Here is a 24,552-nt window from a genome sequence, read left to right on the forward strand (position 1 = left end):
TTTTACAATATTTGTATAACCATAAAAAAACTTAATTAAACTCTATTCTTCTAAATAAACGGATTTTAATTAAGGACGTAATTTAAACCTCAATATTGATGACCAATAAAAAAACATTTAAAGCTTTCGTTTTTTTTAACATTTTGTTTCTATTTATTGCTGCTCAAAGCATTGCTCAAGTGAAGATGGCATCTATTTTTACTAATAATTTGGTTCTACAGCAAGAGGCAAAAGTTCCTATTTGGGGCTGGACTAAACCGGGTGAAAATGTAAGTGTATTAACCTCTTGGAATAAGCAAAACTATAACACTAAGGCTGATGAAAATGGTAAATTTAAAGTTTATGTAAATACTCCAAAAGCTGGTGGTCCTTATGAAATCACCATTAAAGACAAAAAAAGTCTTACTATATCAAACATTCTAATTGGTGAAGTTTGGATTTTAGGTGGCCAATCTAATATGGAAATGACCTTAAAAGGTATGCCTTCGCAGCCCGTTTTAGGTGCTAACGAAGCGATATTACGCTCAAAAAATCCGAACATTAGGTTATATGTTATACCTAGAGCGAGAGAATTTAACGAAAAAGAGAATAGCAAGCCTTCATCTTGGAAGAGTGCCGAACCAGAAAGCGTGGCTAATTTTAGTGCTGCTGGTTATTTTTTCGGAAACTTAGTACAAGAATCCTTAAATGTACCAATTGGCTTAATCAATGTAAATTACGGAGGTTCAAACGTAGAAGCTTGGATGAGCCGAAAAGATTTGAAAGAATTTAACGGAATTGAATTGCCTAAAGTAGCCGATTCTGCAACGGTAAATAACCGTAGCGCAACTGCATTATATAATGGTATGTTGCATCCTATTATTGGTTATGGGATTAAAGGCGCACTTTTTTATCAGGGAGAATCTAATTACGATAGACCCGACCAGTATGAAACCTTATTCCCAGCAATGGTTAAAGAATGGAGAACCAAATGGCAACAAGGCGATTTTCCTTTTTATTATGTACAAATTGCTCCCTTTGATTATCGGATTTTACCGCCACACAACTCGGGTGGGAAATACAATTCGGCTTATTTAAGAGATGCGCAACGTAAAGCTTTAGATAAAATCCCAAATTCAGGGATGGTAAGTTTGATAGATCTTGGCGAAAAAACCAGCATTCACCCAATGCATAAAAAAGAATGCGGAGAACGATTGGCTTTTATGGCACTTGGAAAAACTTATGGCATTAAGGGAATTGCTTACGAAGCGCCAACTTATGATGCCATTACTGTTGAAGGAAGTACAGTAACCATAAAATTTAAAAATGCAAAAATGGGTTTAACTTCTTACAGCAAAGAAATGGTGAATTTTGAAATTGCTGGAAAAGACCAAATTTTTCATCCTGCGAAAGCGAAAATTTCTAGAGATATTATATTACTATCTTCTCCTGAAGTTAAAGAACCAATTGCTGTTCGCTATGCTTTTAGCGATTTTGTAGTTGGCGATTTATTTAGCACCGATGGTTTAGCAATTTCCTCATTTAGAACAGATAATTTTGAAAAATAAATTTATAGCGACTTTACTTTTTATTTTGCTATTTACGCAGCTAAAAGCTCAAGATTTTGAAATTTCAAAATATGATGAGGTTTGGACCAGCCAAAGTAAAAATTCATCAGAATCTATGCCTTTAGGTGGTGGAGATATTGGCCTGAATGTTTGGGTAGAAAATGGTGATTTGTTGTTTTATATTTCCAGAAGTGGCAGCTTTGATGAAAACAATACGCTTTTAAAAACTGGTAGAGTTCGCATTCATTTCCCAAAAAATAATCTGAAAAATAATTTCTATCAAACTTTAAATCTTAAACAAGGTAATTGTACCATTTCTGGCGAGCAGCTGGGAATGAAAAGTAACATTAAGATTTGGGTTGATGTTTTTAAACCTGTTATACATGTAGAAATTCAACATTCTAAAGCTACCGAAATGCAAGTTGCTTTTGAAACTTGGAGGTTTGCCGACCGCCAAATTCAAAAGAAAGAAAACAATCAAAATTCTTGGAAATGGGCACCGCAGGGTGATGTAAAAACTTTTAAGGACGAGGTTATTTTTCAAAATAATAGCCTGCTGTTTTTTCATCAAAACAAACAAAAAACTGTTTTTGATGCAGTGGTTAAACAACAGGGATTAGAAGATATCAAAGACAGTCTATTTAATCCACTTAGCCAAAGAATTTTTGGTGGCGTGTTGTACGGAAAAAATTTAATTGCTAATGGTGTTTCTGATGGAAAATATATCAATACAGATTTTCAGGCTTATCGTTTAAAAAGTAGCAAAGCGAGTAAGAACCAAGAAATATTGATTGGTTTATACACCAATCAGCATAAAAGTGGGGATATTTTAAAAGCTAAAGCTAATGAACTTGTAATTAACGCTTCCAAATCAGCGAAAGCTGATTATAAAAAAACTTTAACCTGGTGGGATAATTTTTGGAATAAGAGTTTTATAGAAATCGCAAAATCTGCTAATGAAACCGCTTGGCAAGTTGGCAAGAATTACAACTTATTCCGCTATATATTAGGCTGCAATGCTTATGGCGCTTATCCTACTAAATTTAATGGAGGCTTATTTACAGTTGATCCTGTTTTTACAGATTCCATTTATAATTTCACTCCCGATTTTAGGAATTGGGGCGGTGGAACGCATACCGCACAAAACCAACGTTTGGTTTATTGGCCATTACTAAAATCTGGCGATGCCGATTTGATGAATCCACAATTCGATTTTTATAATAGCATCTTAAAAAACACCGAACTACGCACCAAATTCTATTGGAACCATGGGGGCGCAAGTTTTACCGAACAAATAGAAAACTTTGGTTTGCCTAATCCTGCCGAATATGGGTGGAAACGCCCAGAAGGTTACGATAAAGGCATGGAATACAATGCCTGGCTAGAGTATGAATGGGACACTGTTTTAGAATTTTGCCAGATGATTTTGGATGCGAGGAATTATCAAAACATCGATATTAAAGAATACCTTCCTTTGATTAAAAGTAGCTTAACTTTTTTTGATGAGCACTATCAATATTTAGCCAAACAAAGAGGTGCAAAAACTTTAGACGCAAACGGAAAATTGGTTTTATTCCCTGGATCTGCTGCCGAAACCTATAAAATGGCTTATAATGCTACCTCAACCATTGCGGGTTTAAAAACGGTTTTAAATAACTTTTTGGCTTTGCCAGATGACTTATTAGATATAAAAGAAAAGCAACATTGGCAAGAAATGCTCTCACGCATTCCAGATATTAATTTCCGTTCTTTTGATGGAAAAACCACCATATCCCCTGCCCTTACTTGGCAAAGAATCAATAATACGGAAACGCCACAACTCTATCCAGTTTTCCCATGGAAAATATATGGTTTAGAAAAATCTGGATTAGATACAGCCATTAATACTTATTTAAACGATACCGATGCATTAAAATTTAGAGAAAGCAAAGGCTGGAAACAGGATAATATCTGGGCAGCTCGTTTAGGTTTAACCCAGGAAGCCATGAAATATACTTTTGCCAAACTAAAAGATGCAGACAGAAGATTTTCGGCTTTTTGGGGCCCAGGTTTTGACTGGACTCCTGATCATAATTGGGGTGGCTCTGGAATGATTGGCTTACAGGAAATGCTTTTACAAGATGTGGATGATAAAATATTGCTATTCCCAGCTTGGCCAAAAAATATTGATGTTCTTTTTAAACTTCATGCTCCGCAACAAACTGTAGTTGAAGCAGAACTAAAAAACGGGAAGGTAAATATTCTAAAAGTAATACCAGAAAGTAGAAGGAAAGACATCATTATAAAATTGAAATAGTAAAAAAGATATGCTCAGAATTAAAATCAAAAATTCAATGTCCCTTTTAATTTTGGTTTGCCTTAGCGCAAACTTATTTGCTCAAATTACAATCCCTGCATTTCCGACAGCAGAAGGCTATGGAATGTTTGCAACTGGCGGACGTGGAGGCGAAGTTGTAGTAGTAACTAATTTAGAAGATGATGCTAAAGGAGAAACAAAAGGAAGTTTAAGATGGGCTTTAAATCAACATTTAGACAAACCTACTACCATCGTTTTTAGAGTTTCGGGAATTATTAATCTGGTGACAGATTTAAGAAGTAAACGGACAGCAGGAACTACCATAGCCGGACAAACCGCTCCGGGAGATGGTATTTGTATCCGTGGTGGAAAAGTAAATTTTGGCGGTTGCGAAAACTTAGTCATTCGCCATTTACGTTTTAGAATTGGTTTAGATGATGAAGGAAAATTTATTAAAGGAGGTTCCATCGGCATAGAAAACGCCAATAACTTCATCATCGACCATTGTACTTTTGGCTGGTCGAGCGAAGAAAACATGACCATGTACGACAATAAAAAATCTACTGTACAGTGGAGCATAATCCACGAAGGTTTATATTCATCGGGGCATGGAAAAGGTGCTCGTAGCTATGGCGCACAATGGGGCGGCGAAACTGCAACCTATCACCATAATTTATTGGCGCATAATATAAGCAGAACACCAAGATTTAATGGAACTAAGCATAACGATGTTAATGTACAATATGAATATGTAAACAACGTAAATTACAATTGGGGTAAAGCAACTTCTGCTTATGGTGCCTATGTAGAAATTGATGGTACTTACCAATGCAATATGATTAACAATTATTACAAACCAGGCCCTGCCTATCCGGACAATTTAACTTCTTACTTCGCACAATCTTCTTATGCCAAAAGCATGGGTAATACCCGAATTGCTAAATGGTACATGAAAGGCAATTATATGGAAGGTAAAGCCAACAGTGCTTTAAATAGCGATAACTACAAAGGCTTAGATGCCAGTGGTTATACAGAAAATGGTGTTTCGAAATCATTATTAGTAATGCCCGAACCTTTTAAAACATCACATACGCTCAAAATTGAAAGTGCTACTAATGCCTATAAAAGTGTTTTAATTGGCGCAGGCGCTTTCCCAAGAGATACCGTTGATCGTAGAATCGTTAATGAAGTTCGTACAGGAACAGCAAGTGGTAAAGGAACAAATCCACAATATCGCCATAATGATGAAAAACAATTAAACAATCCTTATTACGCCGTAGCCAAAGGAATTATTGATAATCCAATTTTGGCTTTCGGAAATCAAGCCTATCCTGAATATAAAACATACAATACCATAGTAGATAATGACCAAGACGGCATGGACGACGCTTGGGAAATAGCAAATGGGTTAAATCCACAAGATGCCAGTGATAGAAATAAAAAGACGGTTAGCGGCTATACCTGTTTAGAAGTTTATTTAAACAGCTTAGTAGGCGAGAAAATTAATTTAGAATTTTAATACATGGAAAGAATTTACGCAGATTATTTAATTGAAACCCCATACAAAGTAGAAAAAGCTGCTGCGGTTTTAGCTGGCGAGCAATCTTCGGGGACATTTGTGGCTGTTCCGGGAGAAACAGAAGAATTGAAAAAGCGATTTGCTGCCCGGGTAGAAAATATTGAGTTGCTAGAATTAAAGGATGAACCTTCTATTCCAGGAGGAAGTATTCCGGGTAAAAAATATCAACAAGCTCATGTTAGGGTAAGCTGGTCGATAGAAAATTTTGGGTATAATTTACCTATTCTTATCAGTACTTTACAAGGTAATTTGTACGAAATAACCCAATTTACAGGTTTAAAATTAATGAATTTTGATGTTCCAGATTCATTTGCAAATCATTTCGCCGGACCAAGATTTGGAATTAAAGGATCTAAAGCCTCAACCCAAGTAGAAGGCCGCCCAATGATTGGAACCATCCTAAAACCTAGCGTAGGGATGACACCAGAAGAAACTGCCGCAATTGTTAAGGTTTTAGTAGAAGCTGGAATAGATTTTATTAAAGATGATGAATTGATGGGATCTACCGCCAACTCACTTTTTGATAACCGGTTAAAATCTATTATGAAAGTAATTAGAGACCATCAGCAAAAAACGAGTAAAAAAGTAATGTACGCATGCAATATCAGCGATGAAATTGATGAAATGCAAAGAAAATATGAATTGATTGAGCAGGAAGAAGGTTCTTGCGCCATGATTAGTATCAACAGTGTTGGTTTTAGTGCTGCAAAAAAGATTTGTGATAACGGGAATTTAGTAATTCATGGTCATAGAAACGGCTGGGGAATGTTAAACCGTCATCCTTTATTAGGTATAGAGTTTCCAGCTTATCAAAAAATATGGCGTTTAGCCGGGATTGATCAATTACATGTAAACGGTATCCAAAATAAATTTTGGGAATCAGACGATTCTGTAGTAAAGTCTATCCAATCATGCTTAAAACCTTTTGTTGCTGGTCATGAGCTTTTACCAGTAGTTTCATCAGGCCAGTGGGGAGGTCAAGCCTTTGAAACTTACCGCAGAACTCAAACTACAGATTTATTATACATGGCCGGTGGCGGAATTTTAGCACATCCAATGGGTGCCGAAGCCGGAGTAAACGCTATACAACAAGCCTGGAAAGGTGCTGTTGATGGTTTATCGTTAGAGAGAACCGCACAACTCTATCCAGAATTTGCTGCATCGGTAAAGAAATTTTCTAAGTAATGCCAAACGAAAAAGAATTATTACTGGCTTATTATGGAGATGATTTTACAGGCTCTACTGATGCTTTGGAATTTTTGACTTTGGCTGGTGTAAAAACCATTCTTTTTCTTAGCAATCCTACTTTAGAAGATTTAAAGCAATTTCCAGATTTGCAGGCTGTAGGTGTAGCCGGAAAAAGTAGATCTATGTCGCCAAGTGAAATGGAAACCGAACTGATACCTGCATTTAAAAACATAAAAAGTTTAAATGCGGCTCAAGTACATTATAAAGTGTGTTCCACTTTCGACTCATCGCCACATGTAGGCAGTATTGGTAAAGCTATAGAAATTGGAGCTGAAATATTTGAGCAAAAACAAGTGATGGTCTCCCCTGCTGCACCACACTTGAGTAGATATTTAACTTTTGGACATCTTTTTGCCCGTATGGGAACTGCTGGAAACGGAGAAATTTATAGAATAGATAGACATCCTTCTATGAGTAAGCACCCCGTAACGCCAGCAACCGAGAGCGATTTGACCATCCATTTATCCAAACAAACTCAGCAAAGTATTAGCTTAATCAACTTATCTGTAATTGAGCAGGGTGAAAATGTAATATTAGAAGATTTAAAGGCGAAATCCGATCAAAAAATCATCTTTTTTGATGCCATCAATCAAAATCATTTACAACATATTGGAGAAGTATTTTTAAAGTTAGGTCAAACCAAAACATTATTTAGTGTAGGTTCATCGGGCATTGAAATGGCTTTGGGCTTGGCTTGGAAAAATGCTGGAATAATTCAATCCAATAAAGAATTTAAACATCCGGGTAAAGTACAACCTTTATTAGTAATATCAGGAAGTTGTTCGCCTGTAAGTGCGCAACAAATCAATTTTGCTTTAGAAAACGGCTTTGTAGGTATCGCTTTACCTAGCGAGATTATGGATACGCAAAAACAAGAATCCATCAGTAAAGAAATTTCCGAACAGCTTATTCATCAGCTTAAGCAAAATAGAAATGTGGTTTTACACACCAGTTTAGGCAACCAAGATCCGCGTATAGCTGCCACAGAAAGTTATTTGAGAAGCTTAAATATCCAAGAGAATGATATTCAGAAGCAAAGTAGTAAACGCTTTGGTAAAGCCTTGGGAACCCTAGTTAAAATCATTTTAAAGGAAGTAAAATTGAAAAGGATTTTATTTGCTGGTGGCGATACTTCAAGCTATGCAGCATCAGAATTAGGCATAACTGCATTAGAAATGATTGCCCCTATTGCACCAGGTGCGCCATTATGCAGAGCCATTGCAAAAAATCAATTAGTAAACGGTTTAGAATTAAACTTTAAAGGCGGCCAAGTAGGCACAGCCAATTATTTTATAAAAGTATTAAACGGAGAAAAAATATAACAAAAATGAAAACATTAGGATTTGTACATACATCGGCAACATTGGTTCCGCTTTTTCAAGACTTAACCAAACAACATTTAACTGGAGTAGAAACTTTTAATATTGTTGATGACAGCTTAATTAAAGATGTGATTAAAAAAGGCAAATTAATGCCAAATACTGCTGCCAGAGTGGTTAACCACATCAAAGCAGCTGAAGAAGCAGGAGCAGATGTGATTTTAGTAACCTGCTCTTCTATTGGTAGAGCTATAGAAACTGCAGCTACTTTATGTACTGTTCCGGTGATAAGAGTAGACCAAGCCATGGCAGATGAAGCAGTTCTAATTGGCAAAAACATTGGGGTAATTGCCACTTTACCAACTACTTTAGAACCTACCTCAGATTTGGTGAAACGCAGAGCAGAAAAAGCTGGCAAAGCAATAAATATCACTTCTAAACTTTGTGATGGCGCTTTTGAAGCTTTAATGAGTGGCGATGCCGTTAAGCATGATGAAATGGTAGCCAAAGGTTTAAAAGAGTTAATGGAAACTGTGGATGTTATTGTTTTGGCACAAGCATCAATGGCCCGTGTTGTAGATAGCTTAAGTGCTGATGAAAAGAAAGTTCCGATTTTAGCTAGTCCAGCAATTGCTATGAAAAAACTGGCTGAAACTTATTTTTAAATAATAAAGAAAGCTACAATACGTCATGTTGAACGAAGTGAAACATCTCACAAAAAGGATTTAAATTAAACTCTGACAGTGAGGTTTTGCGTACCTCGAAAATGACGTAAAGAATAAAATCTCTGGGGAGAGAGAATGATTAGCTGTTAAAACAAATTAAACCAATAAATCTAAACAAACCAATATGCGTAAAATTTTCCTTTGGGCTGCCCAATTATTATTCCTCTTTGCAGCTATTGGGTGGTTGCAAGAAGTCGATTTTATTTGGAAAATTGGATTGGTACTAGGATTCTCTAGTTTAGCCATTGGCGTAGGTGCTATTAAAGTCCTAAGCAATTATCAATATACATTTTGGATTATTGCCGCTGTGGCCGCAGGATTAATTTACCCTCAAACTTTCTTACATATTGGGAGTATAGATTTACGCAATAAATGGCTCATTCTTTCCATTATTCAATTGGTGATGTTTGGTATGGGAACTCAAATGAGTGTAAAAGATTTTACGGGCATCAGAAAATCAGGAAAAGGAGTTTTAATTGGCTTGTTAGGGCATTTTACCATTATGCCCATCATGGGCTTTATCATTGCCAAAACCTTCCATTTTGAACCAGAAATTGCCGCCGGAATTATTTTAATTGGTTCTTGCAGTAGCGGTTTAGCATCAAACGTAATGACTTATATTGCTAAAGGAAACTTGGTTTTATCTGTTACTGTAACCGCCATCTCAACCCTTGCAGCACCCATCATGACTCCGTTTTTAATGAAAATTTTTGCAGGCACTTTAGTAGAGGTGAAATTCTTTAACATGATGATGGAAATAATCAAAATCGTATTGGTTCCTTTGGCTGCCGCTATGGTTCATGATCTATTGAAAACTTATGGTGCATCTGCCAGAAAAAGAATCACCATTGCCACCGCATTTTCTGCATTTTGGCTTTTACTCATTGTCTTTTTTAGCAGTTCCATCGCTTTAGAAAAAGATAGTATTCCAGCGCTTCTGATAGAAATATTTAGCTTTTTATGTGGCGCTATCTTGGTAGGTTATTTATATCATTTACTATACAAAGCGTATCCAAAGATAGATCAACTGATGCCTTATTTCTCTATGTTTGGTATCATTTACTTCACTTTAGTAACCACAGCAGCCGGCAGAGATCATTTAATAGAAATTGGCTTTTTATTGTTCATAGCCTCTGTTTTACACAATGGCGCTGGCTATTTTTTTGGCTATTGGCTCAGCAGATTTAGTGGTTTAGATAAAAACAGCAGCAGAACCATTGCCTTTGAAGTGGGTTTACAAAACGGAGGAATGGCCTCGGGGTTAGCCGGTGCTATGGGTAAACTAGCAACGGTTGGTTTAGCATCTGCAGTTTTTAGTCCTTGGATGAATGTATCTGGCTCTTTACTAGCCAATTATTGCAGAAAAAAAGTGGATAAAGAAATAGAAGATTAAATTATAAGGTATAACCCGAAATAAATTAAAGTATAAGATTACACTGTTGATGATAGACTTAAAAAAAAATTAATGTCAATATCATATTAAATAATGTAAATATGCTACAACTTAAAGAAATCTAAAACAATTAACTTTATTGTTAAATTACGGCGTTTTTCCCTAAACAAATCTGTAATTACCAATTTTAAATATAGTCTAGAATATTTTTATTACCTAAAATTTCTATGATAGAGAATTCTAATCATTACCAAACAAAATTTGAAAAACTATTTAAAGAGTTTTATAGTAAACTTATTTTTTTTGCTAACAAATATGTTAATGATTTAGAAATTGCAGAAGAACAAGTTTCTACCGTTTTTGCGAAAATTTGGGAAAATAAAGATCTTTATGAACTTGATAAATTATCACCTCCTTTTTTATTTACCATGGTAAAAAATAGTTGTATTAGCTATTTAAGACATAAAAAAGTAGAGAATGAATATGTTAATTATCTTCATAAAAACAAACTATTGCAAGAATACGATACTTTTGAAGAGCATAACCTTGAGGTAAAAGAATTTAAAGAGCATATAGATAGAGTTATAGAAAATTTACCACCAAGGTGTCGTGAAGTTTTTAAGCTTAGCCGTTTTGAAGATAAAAAGAATAGGGAAATTGCCGAGAATTTAAATATATCTATTAAAACAGTAGAAAGGCAAATGACTATTGCCTTTAATAAATTAAGATTTCAACTACAACATTTCTTAGTTTTTTTACTCCTTACTATTTTTTCTTAAAAAAATTTAATTTTCGTTTGGGGGTAATTTAAACCTGAAACGTCTATAGTTCAGACCAAGATGAATTCTGAATTAAAACAACTGCTATTGGCTTATATTACTAAGTCGGCCAGCGCTCAAGAGAAAGCGTGGGTAAAAAATTGGATTGCAGCATCTGAAGAAAATGAAACTGCATTTATTAGTTTATATAAAAACTATCATAAAAACCTATCTACAAAACATCAATATATAGATAATGAAGCTGCTTTTGAACGATTCTTATCAGACCAAATTCCACCAAAACAAACAATCAATTTTCCTTTATTTTTAAAATATGCGGCTGTTTTCTTTCTGATTTGTTCTATTGGATTGTTATTCAATAAAACATTCTCACCAAATAAAAATGAAAGCTGGAAAAGCGTGGTTGTAGCCAAAGGCGATAAAAATAAAATGATTTTACCCGATGGCACCAAGGTTTACCTTAATGCAGGATCAAGATTAGCATACGATGAAGGATTTAATCAAAATAACAGAAAAGTTATTTTAGATGGAGAGGCTTATTTTGATATCGCAAAAAGCGATAAAGATATCCCTTTTATTGTAGACGCTGGAGGTTATATAGTACGGGATATTGGAACTATTTTCAAGATAAAATCTTATAGCCAAGATCAAGAAATGGAGTTCTCTGTTGTAAATGGGGAGATTTCTATAGAGAACCAGAAACTACATCAAAAAAAAATATATCTCACCAAAAATCAATCTATAAAAATCAATAATAAGAAACAATTAGAGCAATTAACCAAAGACAAAGAGCAAAAGGTTAAGATAGAAAAATTGATTCATGAGATTCCTCTTCCTGAGGAGAGTTATAAAGAATGGTTGAGCGGCACCTTAACTTTTGATAATACTGCTTTTAACGAGATAATGCATACGCTGGAAAGAGAGTTTGACTTAAAAATCACCATTTTAGATGCTGAGCTTTATAATTATCATTACTCTGGGGCTTTTAAAAATATAAAGAACCCTGATGAAATTTTAAATGTAATTAAACAAACCACGCCGATATCTTACACTATTGAAGGAAAAGCAATAACAGTAAAAAAACTAACCAATTAATTAATTTAAAAACCTAATAAATGATAACCATGAAGTAAAAGAGACAAAAAAACCGCAACAAAAAGTTGCGGCCTTTATTAAAGCTAGCTAATACCCTAATGCTTGGGGAAGTATCAGTATTAACTAATTAACCAAAATTATGATTTTTTCGAATAAGAAACCTTTATTCGCCAATGTTTATTGGCGTAAAATGCTCATGACTATGAAGCTAACCGCTATTTTAATATTCTGTTGTTTAATAAATGTACATGCAGCAGTGTACGGTCAAAGGAAGTTCAGTATAAAAGCAACCAATATTACTGTTAAGGACGTATTAAAGAAAATAGAGAAGGAAAGCGACTATTCTATTTTCTACCGTCAAGACCAGATTAATCTTCAGCAATTGGTCAACATTAACACAGATAATGATGAAATAGATATACTATTAAAACAAGCATTAATTAATCAACCACTTACTTATGAAATAAATAACAACACGGTTGTAATCAAATTTAATGTAAAAGATTATACTATTAAAGGTAAAGTAATAGATGAAGCTGGCTTTATTTTACCCGGAGCTAATATTAGCATTAAAGGAGAAACTAGCGCTACACTCACCAATGAAAAAGGAGAATTTACGCTAAATATTAAAGGAGATGAAGCAGTAACACTTTTAGTTTCTTATTTAGGTTTTGAAACTAGAGAAGTTAATGTTAATGCTCAAACTCTAAATTTAAATATCACTTTAAAGCCTACTCCTTCTAGTTTAAATGAAGTGGTGGTAATTGGGTATGGTACTGTAAGAAAAAGAGACTTAACAGGGTCTGTATCATCTATAAAGGCAGAAGATATTGTAAGAACACCAACCCATAATGCCATTGAAGCTTTGCAAGGTAGAGTAGCTGGAGCTGATATTGTTAGAAATACTGGTGCTGCCGGAGGCAATTCTAACATTGTGATTAGAGGTAATAGATCTATAACCAGTAATAGAGACGATATTAGCAGTAGAAATGGTCCTCTTATTATTGTTGACGGTTTCCAAGGAAATAGTATTGACGCTATCAATCCTAATGATATTGAGTCTATAGAGGTGTTAAAGGACGCATCTTCAACTGCTATTTACGGAGCGCAAGGTGCAAATGGTGTAATTATTGTAACCACAAAAAAGGGAACTTCTGGAAAAGTTAAAGTAAATTATGATGCCTACTATGGCATTAATACTTATGAATTCCCATCTTCAAGAACTGGAGAAAGCTATATCAAACTTAGACGCGAAGCCGCAAGAACTATTGGTATTACAGATGATCAGCTTGTTTTTGATGGTCCGGGTGAATTAGATGCTGTACAAGCAGGAGAGTTTGTTGATTGGATGGATTTAGTAATTAGAGAGGGCTCGCAACAAAGTCATAATGTTTCTATTACTGGAGGTTCAGAGAAAACATCTGTATTTGGTTCTGCTGGGTATTTCAAAGAAGATGGTATGTTAAGAGGGAATGATTTTAACCGTTACAACATGAGGTTAAATTTAGACCAAACGGTTAATAATTGGATGAAAGTGGGTTTTAATACACAAATTGTTTACTCGGCAACTAATAACCGCCAAAATCCATTAGGGCAAGCCACGCAAATAAGCCCTCTAGGTACACCATTTAATGAGGATGGTACTATAAGGTTATTTCCTTTACCAGATGGAACAACCATAAGCCCGCTGGCAGATGAGCGTAGTGAGTTTATTGCTAGAAACAATAACCTTAGAAATAATATAGTAGCCAATGCTTATGTATCTGTTTCTCCTTTAAAGGGATTAAATTTTAGGTCTAATATTGGCACTAATTTTAATAACTCTAGACAAGGTATTTTTAACGATAGAACATCTTTGGCACAAAACGGACCACGTATTTCTGTGGCATCGCAAAACACCGCATTTAACCGTTATATTAATTGGGATAATATTTTAACGTACACCAAAAATATCAAAGACCATAATTTGGTTTTAACGGGTATTACTAGCTATCAGCAAAGTGATGTAGATCGTTTATCCGCTTCTGGGCAAGGGCAAATATTAGCCTCACAGCTTTTTTATGATTTGAATTCTTCTAGCACTTCTATCACAAGGTCTATAGGCTCTTCTTACGAAGGTTGGAGCAATATGGCTTATGCGACGAGACTTAATTATAGTTACAAAGGCAAATATTTATTTACTGCATCAGGCAGGTATGATGGTGCTTCCAGATTATCACCAGGAAATAAATGGGATTTCTTTCCATCAGCAGCTATAGGCTGGAATATTTTTGAAGAATCTTTCATGAAAAATATCCGCCAGGTAAATTATCTTAAACTAAGAACTAGTTATGGTGTTAGTGGAAATTATAATATAGGAGTTTACAGTACACAGAACACATTAAACTCGGCATCTAATATGAGTTTTGGTGATGTTCCTGTAAATTCATTTGTCTTTAGAGGCACTGTAGGTAATGCTAATTTAGGTTGGGAAAAAACCGCCTCTCTAGATATAGGTTTGGATTTTGGCTTCTTTAATAACCGTATCAGTGGTTCTGTTCAATGGTATGAGGCTCGTACCTCAGACATTTTATTAAGCAGGACTTTGCCGCTTTCTACTGGTATGATTGATGTTACCCAAAACATTGCGAACACTAAAAACAACGGTATTGAGCTAGAAATTACCAGTAGAAATATCCAAACCAAAAATTTCACTTGGTCTTCTACACTTACCTATAATAGAAAAAGAGAGAAAATTACTGAGCTGGTTGATGGTAGAGATATTTTCCCTAGCAGTGGTTTTGAAAGAAGCTCTTTATTACTTGGCCGTCCAATTACCTCTTTTTATACTTTTGATAAACTAGGTATCTGGCAATTAGATGAAGCAGCAGAAGCAGCTTTGTATAAAGTAGGTAATCATACCTTCCAACCAGGAGATATAAAAGTTAGAGATATTAATGGTGATTTTTTAATTAACGCTTCTGATTTAAATTATGTAGGATCTACAGTACCAGATTGGATAGCAGGTTTACAAAACAATTTCACCTACAAAAACTTTGATTTAGGAGTTTTCTTAATTGCCCGTTACGGCCAAACTATAGATGCTGAGTTTTTAGGCAGGTTTAACCCAGCTGGTACAGGAAACGGACCAGAAATATTAGACTACTGGACACCAGAAAACCCTACCAATGATTTTCCTAGACCGAGAAGAGGCACCACGCTAAGCTCATACCCGGGTTATACTGGCTACCAAGCTCTAAATTTTGTGGATGGCTCTTTTTTCAAGGTTAAAAATTTAACGTTGGGCTATACCATACCTAAAATAAAATCTGGAGCATCTTTTTACAACCGTGTAAGGGTTTATGCTACCGCAAATAACTTGCTTACTGTAGCTAAAAGTGAGTTGATAAGAAATTATGATCCAGAGCGTGGAGGTGCAGAAAACAGCCCACTAAGTAGAACTTTTGTGTTTGGTTTAAATGTTGGTTTTTAATAATAAACAAGAAAAAGATGAGAACTAAAAGATATTTAAAATTAAGCTGTTTAGCAGCAAGTATTACTTTAAGTATGTCTTGTAATAAACTAGAAGAATATAACCCCTCTGGTGCCACCGCAGATGCTATATGGTCTACTCCAGAAGGCTTTGTTACCAATGTAAATGCCGCTTACTCAGATCAAAGAGCTTGGTATGGCAAAGAAGATGGTGTTTTTATGTCTGAATCTGGTACCGATATATGGTTTAACCGAGATAAAAATACTTATGCAGGGCAATTATCACAGTATGCAGGCTTAACACCCTTACAAGGAAACCCAGTAAGAGCAGTATGGCGAGACATCTGGAAAGCGATAAACATTTGTAATGCCGGAATTAATAGAATTAATGATGCCGGATTTACAAATCAACAAGAGAAAAACAGAAGAGAAGGCGAATTACGTTTCTTAAGAGCATTTTACTATTGGCATATAGTAGAAACTTTTGGTGGGGTAATGTTACGTACCGAGGAAACTAAAACACCTTTGTTAACTGCTCAAAGAAGTCCGGTTGAAGATTTTTATAACCTTATGATTTCAGATTTAGAATTTGCAGTTGCAAACCTTCCTCTACAAAGTGCGTGGGGTAATGAATACAGCAGAGCAAGCAGGAAATCTGCTATGGGCTTTTTAGCAAGAACCTTACTATCAAGAGCTTATTATTCAACAGGTGCAGAAGCTCAAACTTATTTTACCAGAGCTAGAGATGCGGCAAAAGCCGTAATTGATAACAGAGCAGCTTTGGAAGTAGAACTTTGGGCAAATTATGCTGATATGTGGAACCCTGCCAACAACAAACGCAATAAAGAAGCACTGTATGTAGTCAGTAATTCTACTAATCAAGCCATCAATTACGACGCTAACGGTAACCGTTTATATCAGGTTTTTCAAGCTCGTTATAACGGAAAACCAGGTTTGGTACAGAGTTTAGAATATGGTTTCGAGAATAGCAGACGCTTAATGCCTACTTTAAGCTTCTTAAATTATTTTAATGAGAATATTGATAACCGATACGAGGCTTCTTTTCAGGAAGTATGGATTGCTAATACCAATTTCACTTGGACTGCATCATTAGCTGCTACCCATCGTAAACACCCTAGCGTTATAGGAAAAGTTATTAGAGCAGGTATTGATACCGCTTTACTAATCACTAAAAAAGTTGTTCCTGCACATAGGCTAAAGCCTTATATTGTTATTGATAGAGATAGTGTTTACAACACAAACGGAACTATTATTACGGGTGCAGATTATATCAATTTCAGGAAATTTAGAGACCCAGACCGTACTGCTGCTAATGCGCAACCGGGCTTTAAAGATGTAATTGTGATGCGTTTGGCAGAAATGTATTTAATAGCTGCTGAGGCCGAGTGGAAATTAAATAATGCAAGTGCTGCAGCAGGATATATTAATGTTTTAAGAACCAGAGCCGCCAAAAAAACACCGGTTAACCAAACAGTAGCAATGCAGGTGAGCGCAGCTAATATCAATGAAGATTTTATTCTGAAAGAAAGGGCAAGAGAATTGGCTGGCGAGCACCTTCGTTGGTTTGATTTAAAGAGGATGTTAGGCGCTAACAACGGACAAGCTTTTGTTGACTTTATAAAAGCACAAAACCCTGATATTACGCAGGTACAACCTTTCCACCGCTTACGCCCAATTAGACAAGAAGAAATGAATGCATTAGCCAATGCAGATGAATTTGGGCAAAACCCAGGATATTAGTCTTCATTCAATCTAACAAAATTTATTTAAAGCTGCCTGTAATACAAGGCAGCTTTTTAAAACCAAACAATCAAAAACAAGTTAAAATATTGTTCCTGAATTGCTTTGATCTGGTTAACTTATATAAGAACAATTACTACAGATACTGTACAAGAAAGCGCTTTCATACCTTTTAAAGATGAAAACGCTTTAGAATGAGTTTTAATTCAAAAATTACTTACTCACAGGCAGCCAAACAGACATTTCTTGGGTATGGCCTCTATTACCCCAAGCATAATAAGGCACTAATTTTATGTTAGCCTTTTGTTGTTCTTTATTAACCTCTCGGTATAACATATTTTTCCAAGTTTTATCCGTATCTAACAAAGCTTGTCCGTTTAAAACCAGCATTTTAGCCCCTTCAATAGTTTGCATTTCTGTTGTGAATTGGATATTGGCTGGAATTGTAAAATTAAAAACTTGAGTACCATTATCAATAGATTCTGCACAATAAACTATTGGACCATATTTTACAGCCACTTGGTTTCTAGCTTCCTCTACCAATGGATTCGCTTCCATTAATTTAGCTTTCATTGGCATTTGTAATTCAATGATATCGCCTTTCTTCCATTGATCATTCACTGCAAAATACTGTCCGCCTTTTACATTTTCGTGAACCAATTTTCCGTTTACTAAAATATTTGCAGTATTGCACCATCCCGGTATTCTAAAATGGATGGCTTGGTTACTTTTCAAACTGCTTTTAATACTAATTTTTACATTTCCGTTCCAAGGGTAATCTGTCTCTTGGCTTAAACTAATTTGTTCGCCATTTTGCAATTGGGTATTTAACGAATTTGTACCATAAAGATTGATAAATAAGCCGTTTTTAGCTATGCTATAAGCGTAATTGTTGATTTCTGAAATGGTGCGCACCACATTTGGCGGACAACAGTTAGACAATGAAATATAAGGAACCCTGTCTTTAGACCAGCGTTGTTTAAAAGGTAAGTTATCTGAATAGCTTAGTGGATTGGTGTATAAAAATTTCTTTCCGTCTAAACTAATTCCAGATAAAACACTGTTGTATAATGCAGTTTCCATCACATCGGCATATTTGGAATCGCCAGAAATTTGAAGCATTCTCCAATTCCATAAAACATTACCAATGTTTGCACAAGTTTCGTTATGAGCTGTAAAGTTTGGTAATTGATAATCTCGGCCGTAAGCTTGATGTATTTTTTGAACCACTGCAGGATTATAGGAAGTTCCATCTGGCGATGTACCATCGTACAAAGAACCACAACCGCCAGTAATGTACATTTTATGTTGTGTGACATCATCCCACATGATGTTTAATTGCTTTAATAGCGAAGGATCTCCATTTTCGGCATATAAATCGGCAACGCCAGCATATAAATAATTGGCTCTTACGGCATGGCCTGTAACTTTGGTTTGTTGTAAAAACGGAATCCGATCTTGGTTATCATCTGTTCCATCTTCAATATCGCCTTTAATGGCTATTAAATGTTTGGCTAACTCTAGATAGCGAGTATCATTGGTGGTACGATACATTTCTACTACGCCCATATAGTGTGATGGGCAGATGGCATTACGAGCCAAGGTAGGCGAAGCCGATTGATAAAAATTATACAAATAATCGGTTGCCTTTTTGGCTACATCTAGTAAATTGGTTTTTCCGGTTGCTCTAAAATGTACACAAGCGGCTGTCATTAAATGGCCAATATTATATGATTCGAAACTTAAACGGTCTTGAAACTGGTTTTTTTGGCCCGTATTACGCTGCTCTATCATGGCTTTGGTATAAATGTAACCATCTGCTCTTTGAGATTTTGCAATAACCGCAATGGCTTTATCCATCATTTGGTCTAACTTCTTGTCTTTGGTAATGGCATACATATTGGCAACACCTTCCATCACTTTGTAAAAATCACCGTCATGGAAAGAAGGTCCTTTATGCTTGCCGGTATCTAAACCAGCTGCAATTTCAAAATTTTTGAAAGCATGGCTCACATTGGCATCCATGTAAGTATCCCAAATATGTGGAATCATGGCTGTACGGCAAACCTCAAATCTGTCTCCCCAAAAACCTCCTGTCCAGCGAACATCTTCCATGTTTGGACTTTGAAAAACAGCAAATTTACTTCCCGCTGTATTGGTTAACGCTTTTTGTTGCGCAAAGGTTAGGCATCCTAACATGGAAAACGAAACCGTTATTAAATACTTTATTCTATTCATTATGGGTTATTTAATTTCTTTTTCAATAGTAACCGGACCTATTAATCCCGCTGGTAATAGTGGGTTGCCTTCTAAGCGATAAGGTGCAGTTGTTTGTGTAATACGTTTATCTTGTGGCAAAGCGTGGTCGCCCATGAGGCGATTGTGCCATGTATTGGTTAAAGCAATCTCTATTAGGTTTTTTCCTTTTTTAAATGCCGATGAAATATTGATGCGATGCGGCTGGGTCCAAATTACCCCTAATTCCTTTCCATTAATTTTAACAGATGCTAAATCATGAATCTCGCCTACATTTAAGTATAAATTTTGCTTTAACTCTTTCTTTTTTAATTGGATAGATTTAGCATAAACTGCTGTTCCAGAATAATATTTCATATTGGAGTCGGGAGATGAAGTCCAGTCTGTTAGCTTTTCCATACTGATGGATTGTTTTGGACCACCATAACTTTCGTCAAATTTTAAGTTCCAGCTTTCGCTGATATTTTTAACTAATTTAAATGTTGACCAGTTTTTTCCTTCACTGTTTTTGGCAAGCACTCCTTTTTTAAAAATGACAAAAACAGATTGAGCAGGTGCTAGTTTTAAGGTAAGTGCTGTTCTTTCTTCATCTGCTTGGTAGGATGTAATCTCGCTCCATTCATTAGTGACCGGGTTATACAAGTGAGGAACCATCCCGCTAAAGCGGAAAGAGAAATTTAAAACTCTTTCTTTTTGTTGTTGATTGCTTATAAAATAAATCTCTTGATCTTGATCGCTTCGATGATTAAAAGCAATATCACTTGCATATTTACCAGAACTATCAATAACAATTAAATCTTTTTCTAAACCAAATTGAGAGAAATCTTGATTAAAGTAAGGCTTATCTTTAACAATGATAATTCCCTGATTCTCTAACTGTTTAATTTTATCTAATGATGTTTTGCTGATGATACCATCAGGATTCATCAAATTTGTGATTGGCAATACTAACACTTTATAAGCTGCCCCTTCTTTAGAAAATTTCACTCGGCCATTTTCTACAAAAGCACTTTGCAAAGCATCTGGATTAAAGGAATCATAAGCGTAACCGTTTAAAGGATTTATCCAGTTTTCGGACTGAAATCCGTTAGCTGTATTGGTTACTCCTTTTGGGATTTGTTGTAAAGGAACGTCTTTGTTTTGATTTCTTATTCTTTCGGCCTCTACCCTTTCCTGACCAAAAATTCCGGGTAAAGTATTCACAAAACGGTCGGGTAAAAGCGAACGACGAGGAATTTCATCTCCAGTAAAAACGGCAATATCTCTTACAGGTTTACCTTTTTGCAATAAATTTTGAGTGTTAGTTGCATAATCTACCCAAGCTTTTCCGGGTTTCCACCAGGTTTGGTCGCGTTGAAAATATAGTCCCACACCATCTAAGGTCATACCAGGTTTTCTATCTAACCAAGGATTTTGGACAAATACATGGTACATGATTTTGTTTATGCCTAAAGCATAATTTCTATCCTGTACAATTTTTAGATTCCCAGGGTGTTCACTCCAATCCATCCTCACGGTTGTAAAAGACTCTGACTGAATGATTGGTTTCCCGTAAATATGTCCAGCCGAGATTGCGTCTAGCATATCGTTTGGCTTATCATGGGTGGGGCTATTGAGCCAAAACTCGCCCATAGGAATATCTGCTGTTTTAAAATGAAGCAAACCATCACTTACCATGGTAGGCGATACGTTTTCGGCTGCGAAAGTTAAATTTCTCTCTTTAGCTATTTGCGCCAGCGTTTTATAAAAAACATCGTTTACCAATTGGGAAATGGTTAAACGGACATCGTATAAAACTTGCTCAGATTTTTGAGCGCTTTCTAATGGGACACCTGCCATTACTGGCAAGAAAGGCATTAAATCATACCCTCTTCTTTGTTTAAATTCATTTGCAAAATTAGCCGACCAATTTTGGCTACCACACTCCCAGCTATCTACATAAAATGAAGATAAATCTCCTTTGTCTCCTACCCTTTTCTGTATTTCAGCAAACCAATTATTAAAGTGCAGTTTAATAGCCTCAGGGTTAAATTTATCTATTTCTAAGCCTATCGCTCCACCTCCAGTGGCATTGGTATGCCCGGTAGAGGTATGTCCGATTCTTAAAATAGTCCAATTGCCAGCAGGTGCCTTCCAATTTAGTTCACCATAAGCATTTACTTGATCTGTTAAATTGATGATTTGATTGGTATTAACACATAAATCATCGCTAATTTCTTTTGAAGTCGTTCTTTCGCTGATGCGCCACACCTCTCCATTTTTACTTTCGTACTGATTAAGAGTGGGTTCGGTAAAAAGCTGTAAACCTGTTAATTTTAGATTAGGTTTCCATTTGGCAGCATCTAAATCTTCCGCTGCAAGCAATGAACCTTCTTTATCAAATACAAAACGGAAATATTTAGCAGTTACTGGCACTATGCTGTAGGTATGTTCCACATCGGTATCTTGCCAGCCATGACGAGGTGCTTTTAATTGTTGATGATCTTTAAAATTAATACCATCATGGCTAGTTTGTACCAATAAACGCTGTGCCTGATAGTTATTTCCATTGCTTTCTATACGGATGGTTCTACAAGTAAAAGCTTGTTCAAAAGCATAAGTTATACTTGCTTTCTCTGATGATTTAAAAGATTTCTTACCATCGGGATTAACTAGAAAATCAACATTTTCGCCTGTACTAGCTATTATTTTAGGTTTTAATATTTTGGTATTAAGGTCTGATCCGTTTAACGATGGAAAAGCGACTATTTGGATATCTTGATAATAATTTTCAAAATGATGAGGTTGGGGTAACTGAACTTTTAAAGATTGCCCGCCTTTAACATTCATTTTACTAAAAACTACCTTTTGCATAGATAGTTCTGGGGTTATCCAAGGTCCACCAGCTAAAGCAAAACCATCGCTAATGTGCATGGTGATTTTCAAATCTAGTCTTTTAGCTTCGGCGAAAGCGAAGGTAACCATGTCCCACCATTGCGGAGTTAATTGTACTGCTGTTGGTGTATAAAGCGAGGGATTTGTTTCTCCTTTGATGCATGCCAAATAAGCCCCTCCAATGCCTGCTTCTTTCATCGCTTGTAAATCGGCAGTAATGCCCGCTTTAGAAACACCTGCTTGTACCCAATACCAAAACACCCAAGGTTTGGCATTGTTATTTTGTTGCGCCCAAACTTTTAAGGAGCAAAAAATGATAATTAAACAGAAAATCCTTTTTAAAAAACACATTAAACAACAGCTGTTTGTACTTTATGCTTGTAACCAACTATACCGTAATACAAAATAACGATGAAGCAAATTAATGGAATTATATAGCCAATTTGAATATTGTCTTTGTAATAATCAATAAGAGAGCCCATTCCGTAAGGTAAAATAGCACCACCCACAATAGACATAATTAACCAAGAAGAACCAGGTTTTGTATCTTCACCTACACCATCAATTCCTAAAGCAAAAATGGTTGGAAACATGATTGACATGAAGAAACCTAAACCTCCTAAAGCATAAACAACGTAAGAACCTTTACCTAAAATTGCTATTAAACATAACATTATACATAATACAGCATAAATGTATAATAGCTTATTAGATGCAATATATCTTAACAAAAAAGTGCCTACAAAACGCCCAACTAAAAACAACGTACCATAAAGCCCTAAATAATATAATGCTGTATATTCATCAAATCCACCAGCTTGTTGTGCCGCCCTAATAAAAAAGCTTGTTACACAAACTTGAGCTCCAACATAAAAAAACTGAGCAATAACGGCCCATTTAAGATGTTTATGTTTTAACGCTCCAAAAAAACTACCTTCTCCTGAAGCTATTCCATCTGTATTTTGAGTTTTTACTTCGGGCAGTTTCATGAAATAAAACAATAGCGCAACAGCAACTAAAACACAACCCAAAATGATGTAAGGAGTTTTTACAGTGGAAGCTTCTGTAAGAAAATAATTATTTCTTACAATTTCTGTCATAGCTGCTAATTCTTCTTGAGTATAAGATTTTCCAGATAAGATGAATCTACCTACTATGGTTGCTACTGGTGCGGCTAAGCCGTTAAAAGTAGCTGCTAAATTTAATCGCCAAGCTGCCTTTGCAGGATCTCCTAAAATGGCAGCATAAGGATTTGCACTGGTTTCTAATATGGTTAATCCGCAGCCAATAATAAATAATGCAATTAAAAAAGTAACATAAGAAAGTGAATTTGCAGCAGGAACAAATAAAAACGCACCACTGGCAAATACCAATAAACCAATGATGATGCTCGCTTTATAACCAAACTTTTTTAGGATGATTCCGGACGGAATTGCCATTAAAAAATATGCTAGAAAAACTGATGTATCAATTAAAGTAGATTGGCTGTTGTTTAAATTACAAGCTTTTTTTAAATGCGGAATTAAAACCGAATCTAAATTATGTGCCATTCCCCACAAAAAAAACAAACTAGTAATTAAGATAAAAGGTAATAAATACTGATTGCCTTTTTGATTGGGTAAAGATGTTTCGTGTTGATCGCCAAATTGATTAGTTACTTGCATGGTTTGGTTGGTTGGTTTGTTGGGTTATTAGATGGTTAGGTTGTTGGTTTATTGGATTGCTGATTTTTATTTACAAGTAACAGATGGTCGCAAACCAAAACCACTTCTCCTCTTTGGTTAATAATTTCTACATGCTCTGTAACGATGCCCATTTCTGGTTTTTTATGCTCACCTTTTTCTGATATGGTAATTTCTGAATGAATGGTATCTCCAATATGCACTGGCTTTACAAATCGCAATTTATCATATCCTCTAGAAAAAGCTTCAGGATTTATTTCCGATGCAGTTAAGCCAATTCCTATACTAAAAACCATGGTTCCGTGTGCAATACGTTGTTTAAACGGCTGCGTTTTGCACCATTCTGCATCCATATGGTGAGGAAAGAAATCTCCTGTATGCCCAGCATGAACAACAAAATCAGTTTCTGTAATGGTTCTTCCTAAGGTTATTCTTTTACTGTTTAGTTCGTAATCTTCAAAAAATATTGATTTAAAATACATGTTTTTAAGTTAAAATTGGAAAGTTTAAAGTGGAAAGAATTGCCT

General features: G+C 35.6%; 15 protein-coding genes. 11 read left to right on the forward strand and 4 right to left on the reverse strand.

Features of this window, described 5'->3' with window-relative positions; genetic code table 11:
• Positions 1–98 precede the first annotated feature (98 nt).
• From ACFSSE_RS06320 to ACFSSE_RS06370, 11 genes are all read left to right on the forward strand, one after another.
• A complete protein-coding gene (locus ACFSSE_RS06320; RefSeq protein ID WP_379042619.1) occupies positions 99–1,547 on the forward strand; it encodes a sialate O-acetylesterase in 1,449 nt (482 codons plus the stop codon).
• Positions 1,537–3,843, forward strand: a complete 2,307-nt coding sequence (locus ACFSSE_RS06325) for a DUF5703 domain-containing protein (RefSeq protein WP_379042622.1) — start codon at positions 1,537–1,539, stop codon at positions 3,841–3,843. Before ACFSSE_RS06320 ends, ACFSSE_RS06325 begins: the two co-directional genes overlap by 11 nt.
• A gap of 37 nt (positions 3,844–3,880) precedes the next feature.
• Complete coding sequence (locus ACFSSE_RS06330) at positions 3,881–5,362, forward strand: pectate lyase family protein (RefSeq protein ID WP_379042625.1); 1,482 nt, start codon at positions 3,881–3,883, stop codon at positions 5,360–5,362.
• Between the two features lie 3 nt (positions 5,363–5,365).
• Positions 5,366–6,607, forward strand: coding sequence for a ribulose-bisphosphate carboxylase large subunit family protein (locus ACFSSE_RS06335; RefSeq protein ID WP_379042628.1), 1,242 nt, complete (start codon positions 5,366–5,368; stop codon positions 6,605–6,607).
• Positions 6,607–7,992 carry a four-carbon acid sugar kinase family protein gene (locus tag ACFSSE_RS06340; RefSeq protein WP_379042631.1) on the forward strand — a complete coding sequence of 462 codons (1,386 nt, stop codon included), beginning with the start codon at positions 6,607–6,609 and terminating at the stop codon, positions 7,990–7,992. Before ACFSSE_RS06335 ends, ACFSSE_RS06340 begins: the two co-directional genes overlap by 1 nt.
• 5 nt (positions 7,993–7,997) lie before the next feature.
• A complete protein-coding gene (locus ACFSSE_RS06345; protein WP_379042634.1) occupies positions 7,998–8,654 on the forward strand; it encodes an aspartate/glutamate racemase family protein in 657 nt (218 codons plus the stop codon).
• 184 nt (positions 8,655–8,838) lie between these two features.
• Positions 8,839–10,107 (forward strand): bile acid:sodium symporter family protein, encoded by a 1,269-nt coding sequence (locus tag ACFSSE_RS06350; protein ID WP_379042637.1) that lies wholly within the window; start codon positions 8,839–8,841, stop codon positions 10,105–10,107.
• A gap of 227 nt (positions 10,108–10,334) precedes the next feature.
• A complete protein-coding gene (locus ACFSSE_RS06355) occupies positions 10,335–10,886 on the forward strand; it encodes an RNA polymerase sigma-70 factor (RefSeq protein ID WP_379042639.1) in 552 nt (183 codons plus the stop codon).
• 60 nt (positions 10,887–10,946) lie between these two features.
• A complete protein-coding gene (locus ACFSSE_RS06360; RefSeq protein WP_379042642.1) occupies positions 10,947–11,981 on the forward strand; it encodes a FecR family protein in 1,035 nt (344 codons plus the stop codon).
• Between the two features lie 139 nt (positions 11,982–12,120).
• Positions 12,121–15,453: a TonB-dependent receptor gene (locus tag ACFSSE_RS06365; RefSeq protein ID WP_379042645.1), complete on the forward strand. Its 3,333-nt coding sequence runs from the start codon at positions 12,121–12,123 to the stop codon at positions 15,451–15,453.
• A gap of 17 nt (positions 15,454–15,470) precedes the next feature.
• On the forward strand, positions 15,471–17,213 hold the full coding sequence (locus tag ACFSSE_RS06370; RefSeq protein ID WP_379042648.1) for a RagB/SusD family nutrient uptake outer membrane protein: 1,743 nt from the start codon (positions 15,471–15,473) through the stop codon (positions 17,211–17,213).
• Between the two features lie 213 nt (positions 17,214–17,426).
• On the opposite strand, the gene ACFSSE_RS06375 is transcribed toward ACFSSE_RS06370, so the two are convergent.
• Genes ACFSSE_RS06375 through ACFSSE_RS06390 form a run of 4 tightly spaced genes read right to left on the reverse strand, consistent with a single transcriptional unit; the run spans position 17,427 to position 24,507 of the window.
• Positions 17,427–19,451, reverse strand: coding sequence for an aceric acid hydrolase (locus tag ACFSSE_RS06375; RefSeq protein ID WP_379042651.1), 2,025 nt, complete (start codon positions 19,449–19,451; stop codon positions 17,427–17,429).
• Positions 19,452–19,457: 6 nt separating this feature from the next.
• Positions 19,458–22,694, reverse strand: a complete 3,237-nt coding sequence (locus ACFSSE_RS06380) for a glycosyl hydrolase (protein ID WP_379042654.1) — start codon at positions 22,692–22,694, stop codon at positions 19,458–19,460.
• Complete coding sequence (gene fucP / locus ACFSSE_RS06385; protein WP_379042657.1) at positions 22,694–24,007, reverse strand: L-fucose:H+ symporter permease; 1,314 nt, start codon at positions 24,005–24,007, stop codon at positions 22,694–22,696. The genes ACFSSE_RS06380 and fucP overlap by 1 nt, the downstream gene beginning before the upstream one ends.
• A gap of 35 nt (positions 24,008–24,042) precedes the next feature.
• Positions 24,043–24,507 carry a MaoC/PaaZ C-terminal domain-containing protein gene (locus tag ACFSSE_RS06390; protein ID WP_379042660.1) on the reverse strand — a complete coding sequence of 155 codons (465 nt, stop codon included), beginning with the start codon at positions 24,505–24,507 and terminating at the stop codon, positions 24,043–24,045.
• Between the last annotated feature and the right edge of the window lie 45 nt (positions 24,508–24,552).

It is taken from the genome of Pedobacter alpinus, from assembly GCF_042684645.1.
Lineage (GTDB): Bacteria > Bacteroidota > Bacteroidia > Sphingobacteriales > Sphingobacteriaceae > Pseudopedobacter > Pseudopedobacter alpinus.

What these genes read in the sequence shown, in the direction of transcription:
- ACFSSE_RS06320 (WP_379042619.1), top strand. Translation starts at nt 99, where the DNA reads ATGACCAATAAAAAAACATTTAAAGCTTTCGTTTTTTTTAACATTTTG.
- ACFSSE_RS06330 (WP_379042625.1), top strand. Translation starts at nt 3,881, where the DNA reads ATGTCCCTTTTAATTTTGGTTTGCCTTAGCGCAAACTTATTTGCTCAA.
- ACFSSE_RS06335 (WP_379042628.1), top strand. Translation starts at nt 5,366, where the DNA reads ATGGAAAGAATTTACGCAGATTATTTAATTGAAACCCCATACAAAGTA.
- ACFSSE_RS06340 (WP_379042631.1), top strand. Translation starts at nt 6,607, where the DNA reads ATGCCAAACGAAAAAGAATTATTACTGGCTTATTATGGAGATGATTTT.
- ACFSSE_RS06345 (WP_379042634.1), top strand. Translation starts at nt 7,998, where the DNA reads ATGAAAACATTAGGATTTGTACATACATCGGCAACATTGGTTCCGCTT.
- ACFSSE_RS06350 (WP_379042637.1), top strand. Translation starts at nt 8,839, where the DNA reads ATGCGTAAAATTTTCCTTTGGGCTGCCCAATTATTATTCCTCTTTGCA.
- ACFSSE_RS06355 (WP_379042639.1), top strand. Translation starts at nt 10,335, where the DNA reads ATGATAGAGAATTCTAATCATTACCAAACAAAATTTGAAAAACTATTT.
- ACFSSE_RS06360 (WP_379042642.1), top strand. Translation starts at nt 10,947, where the DNA reads ATGAATTCTGAATTAAAACAACTGCTATTGGCTTATATTACTAAGTCG.
- ACFSSE_RS06365 (WP_379042645.1), top strand. Translation starts at nt 12,121, where the DNA reads ATGATTTTTTCGAATAAGAAACCTTTATTCGCCAATGTTTATTGGCGT.
- ACFSSE_RS06370 (WP_379042648.1), top strand. Translation starts at nt 15,471, where the DNA reads ATGAGAACTAAAAGATATTTAAAATTAAGCTGTTTAGCAGCAAGTATT.
- ACFSSE_RS06375 (WP_379042651.1), bottom strand. Translation starts at nt 19,451, where the DNA reads ATGAATAGAATAAAGTATTTAATAACGGTTTCGTTTTCCATGTTAGGA.
- ACFSSE_RS06380 (WP_379042654.1), bottom strand. Translation starts at nt 22,694, where the DNA reads ATGTGTTTTTTAAAAAGGATTTTCTGTTTAATTATCATTTTTTGCTCC.
- fucP (WP_379042657.1), bottom strand. Translation starts at nt 24,007, where the DNA reads ATGCAAGTAACTAATCAATTTGGCGATCAACACGAAACATCTTTACCC.
- ACFSSE_RS06390 (WP_379042660.1), bottom strand. Translation starts at nt 24,507, where the DNA reads ATGTATTTTAAATCAATATTTTTTGAAGATTACGAACTAAACAGTAAA.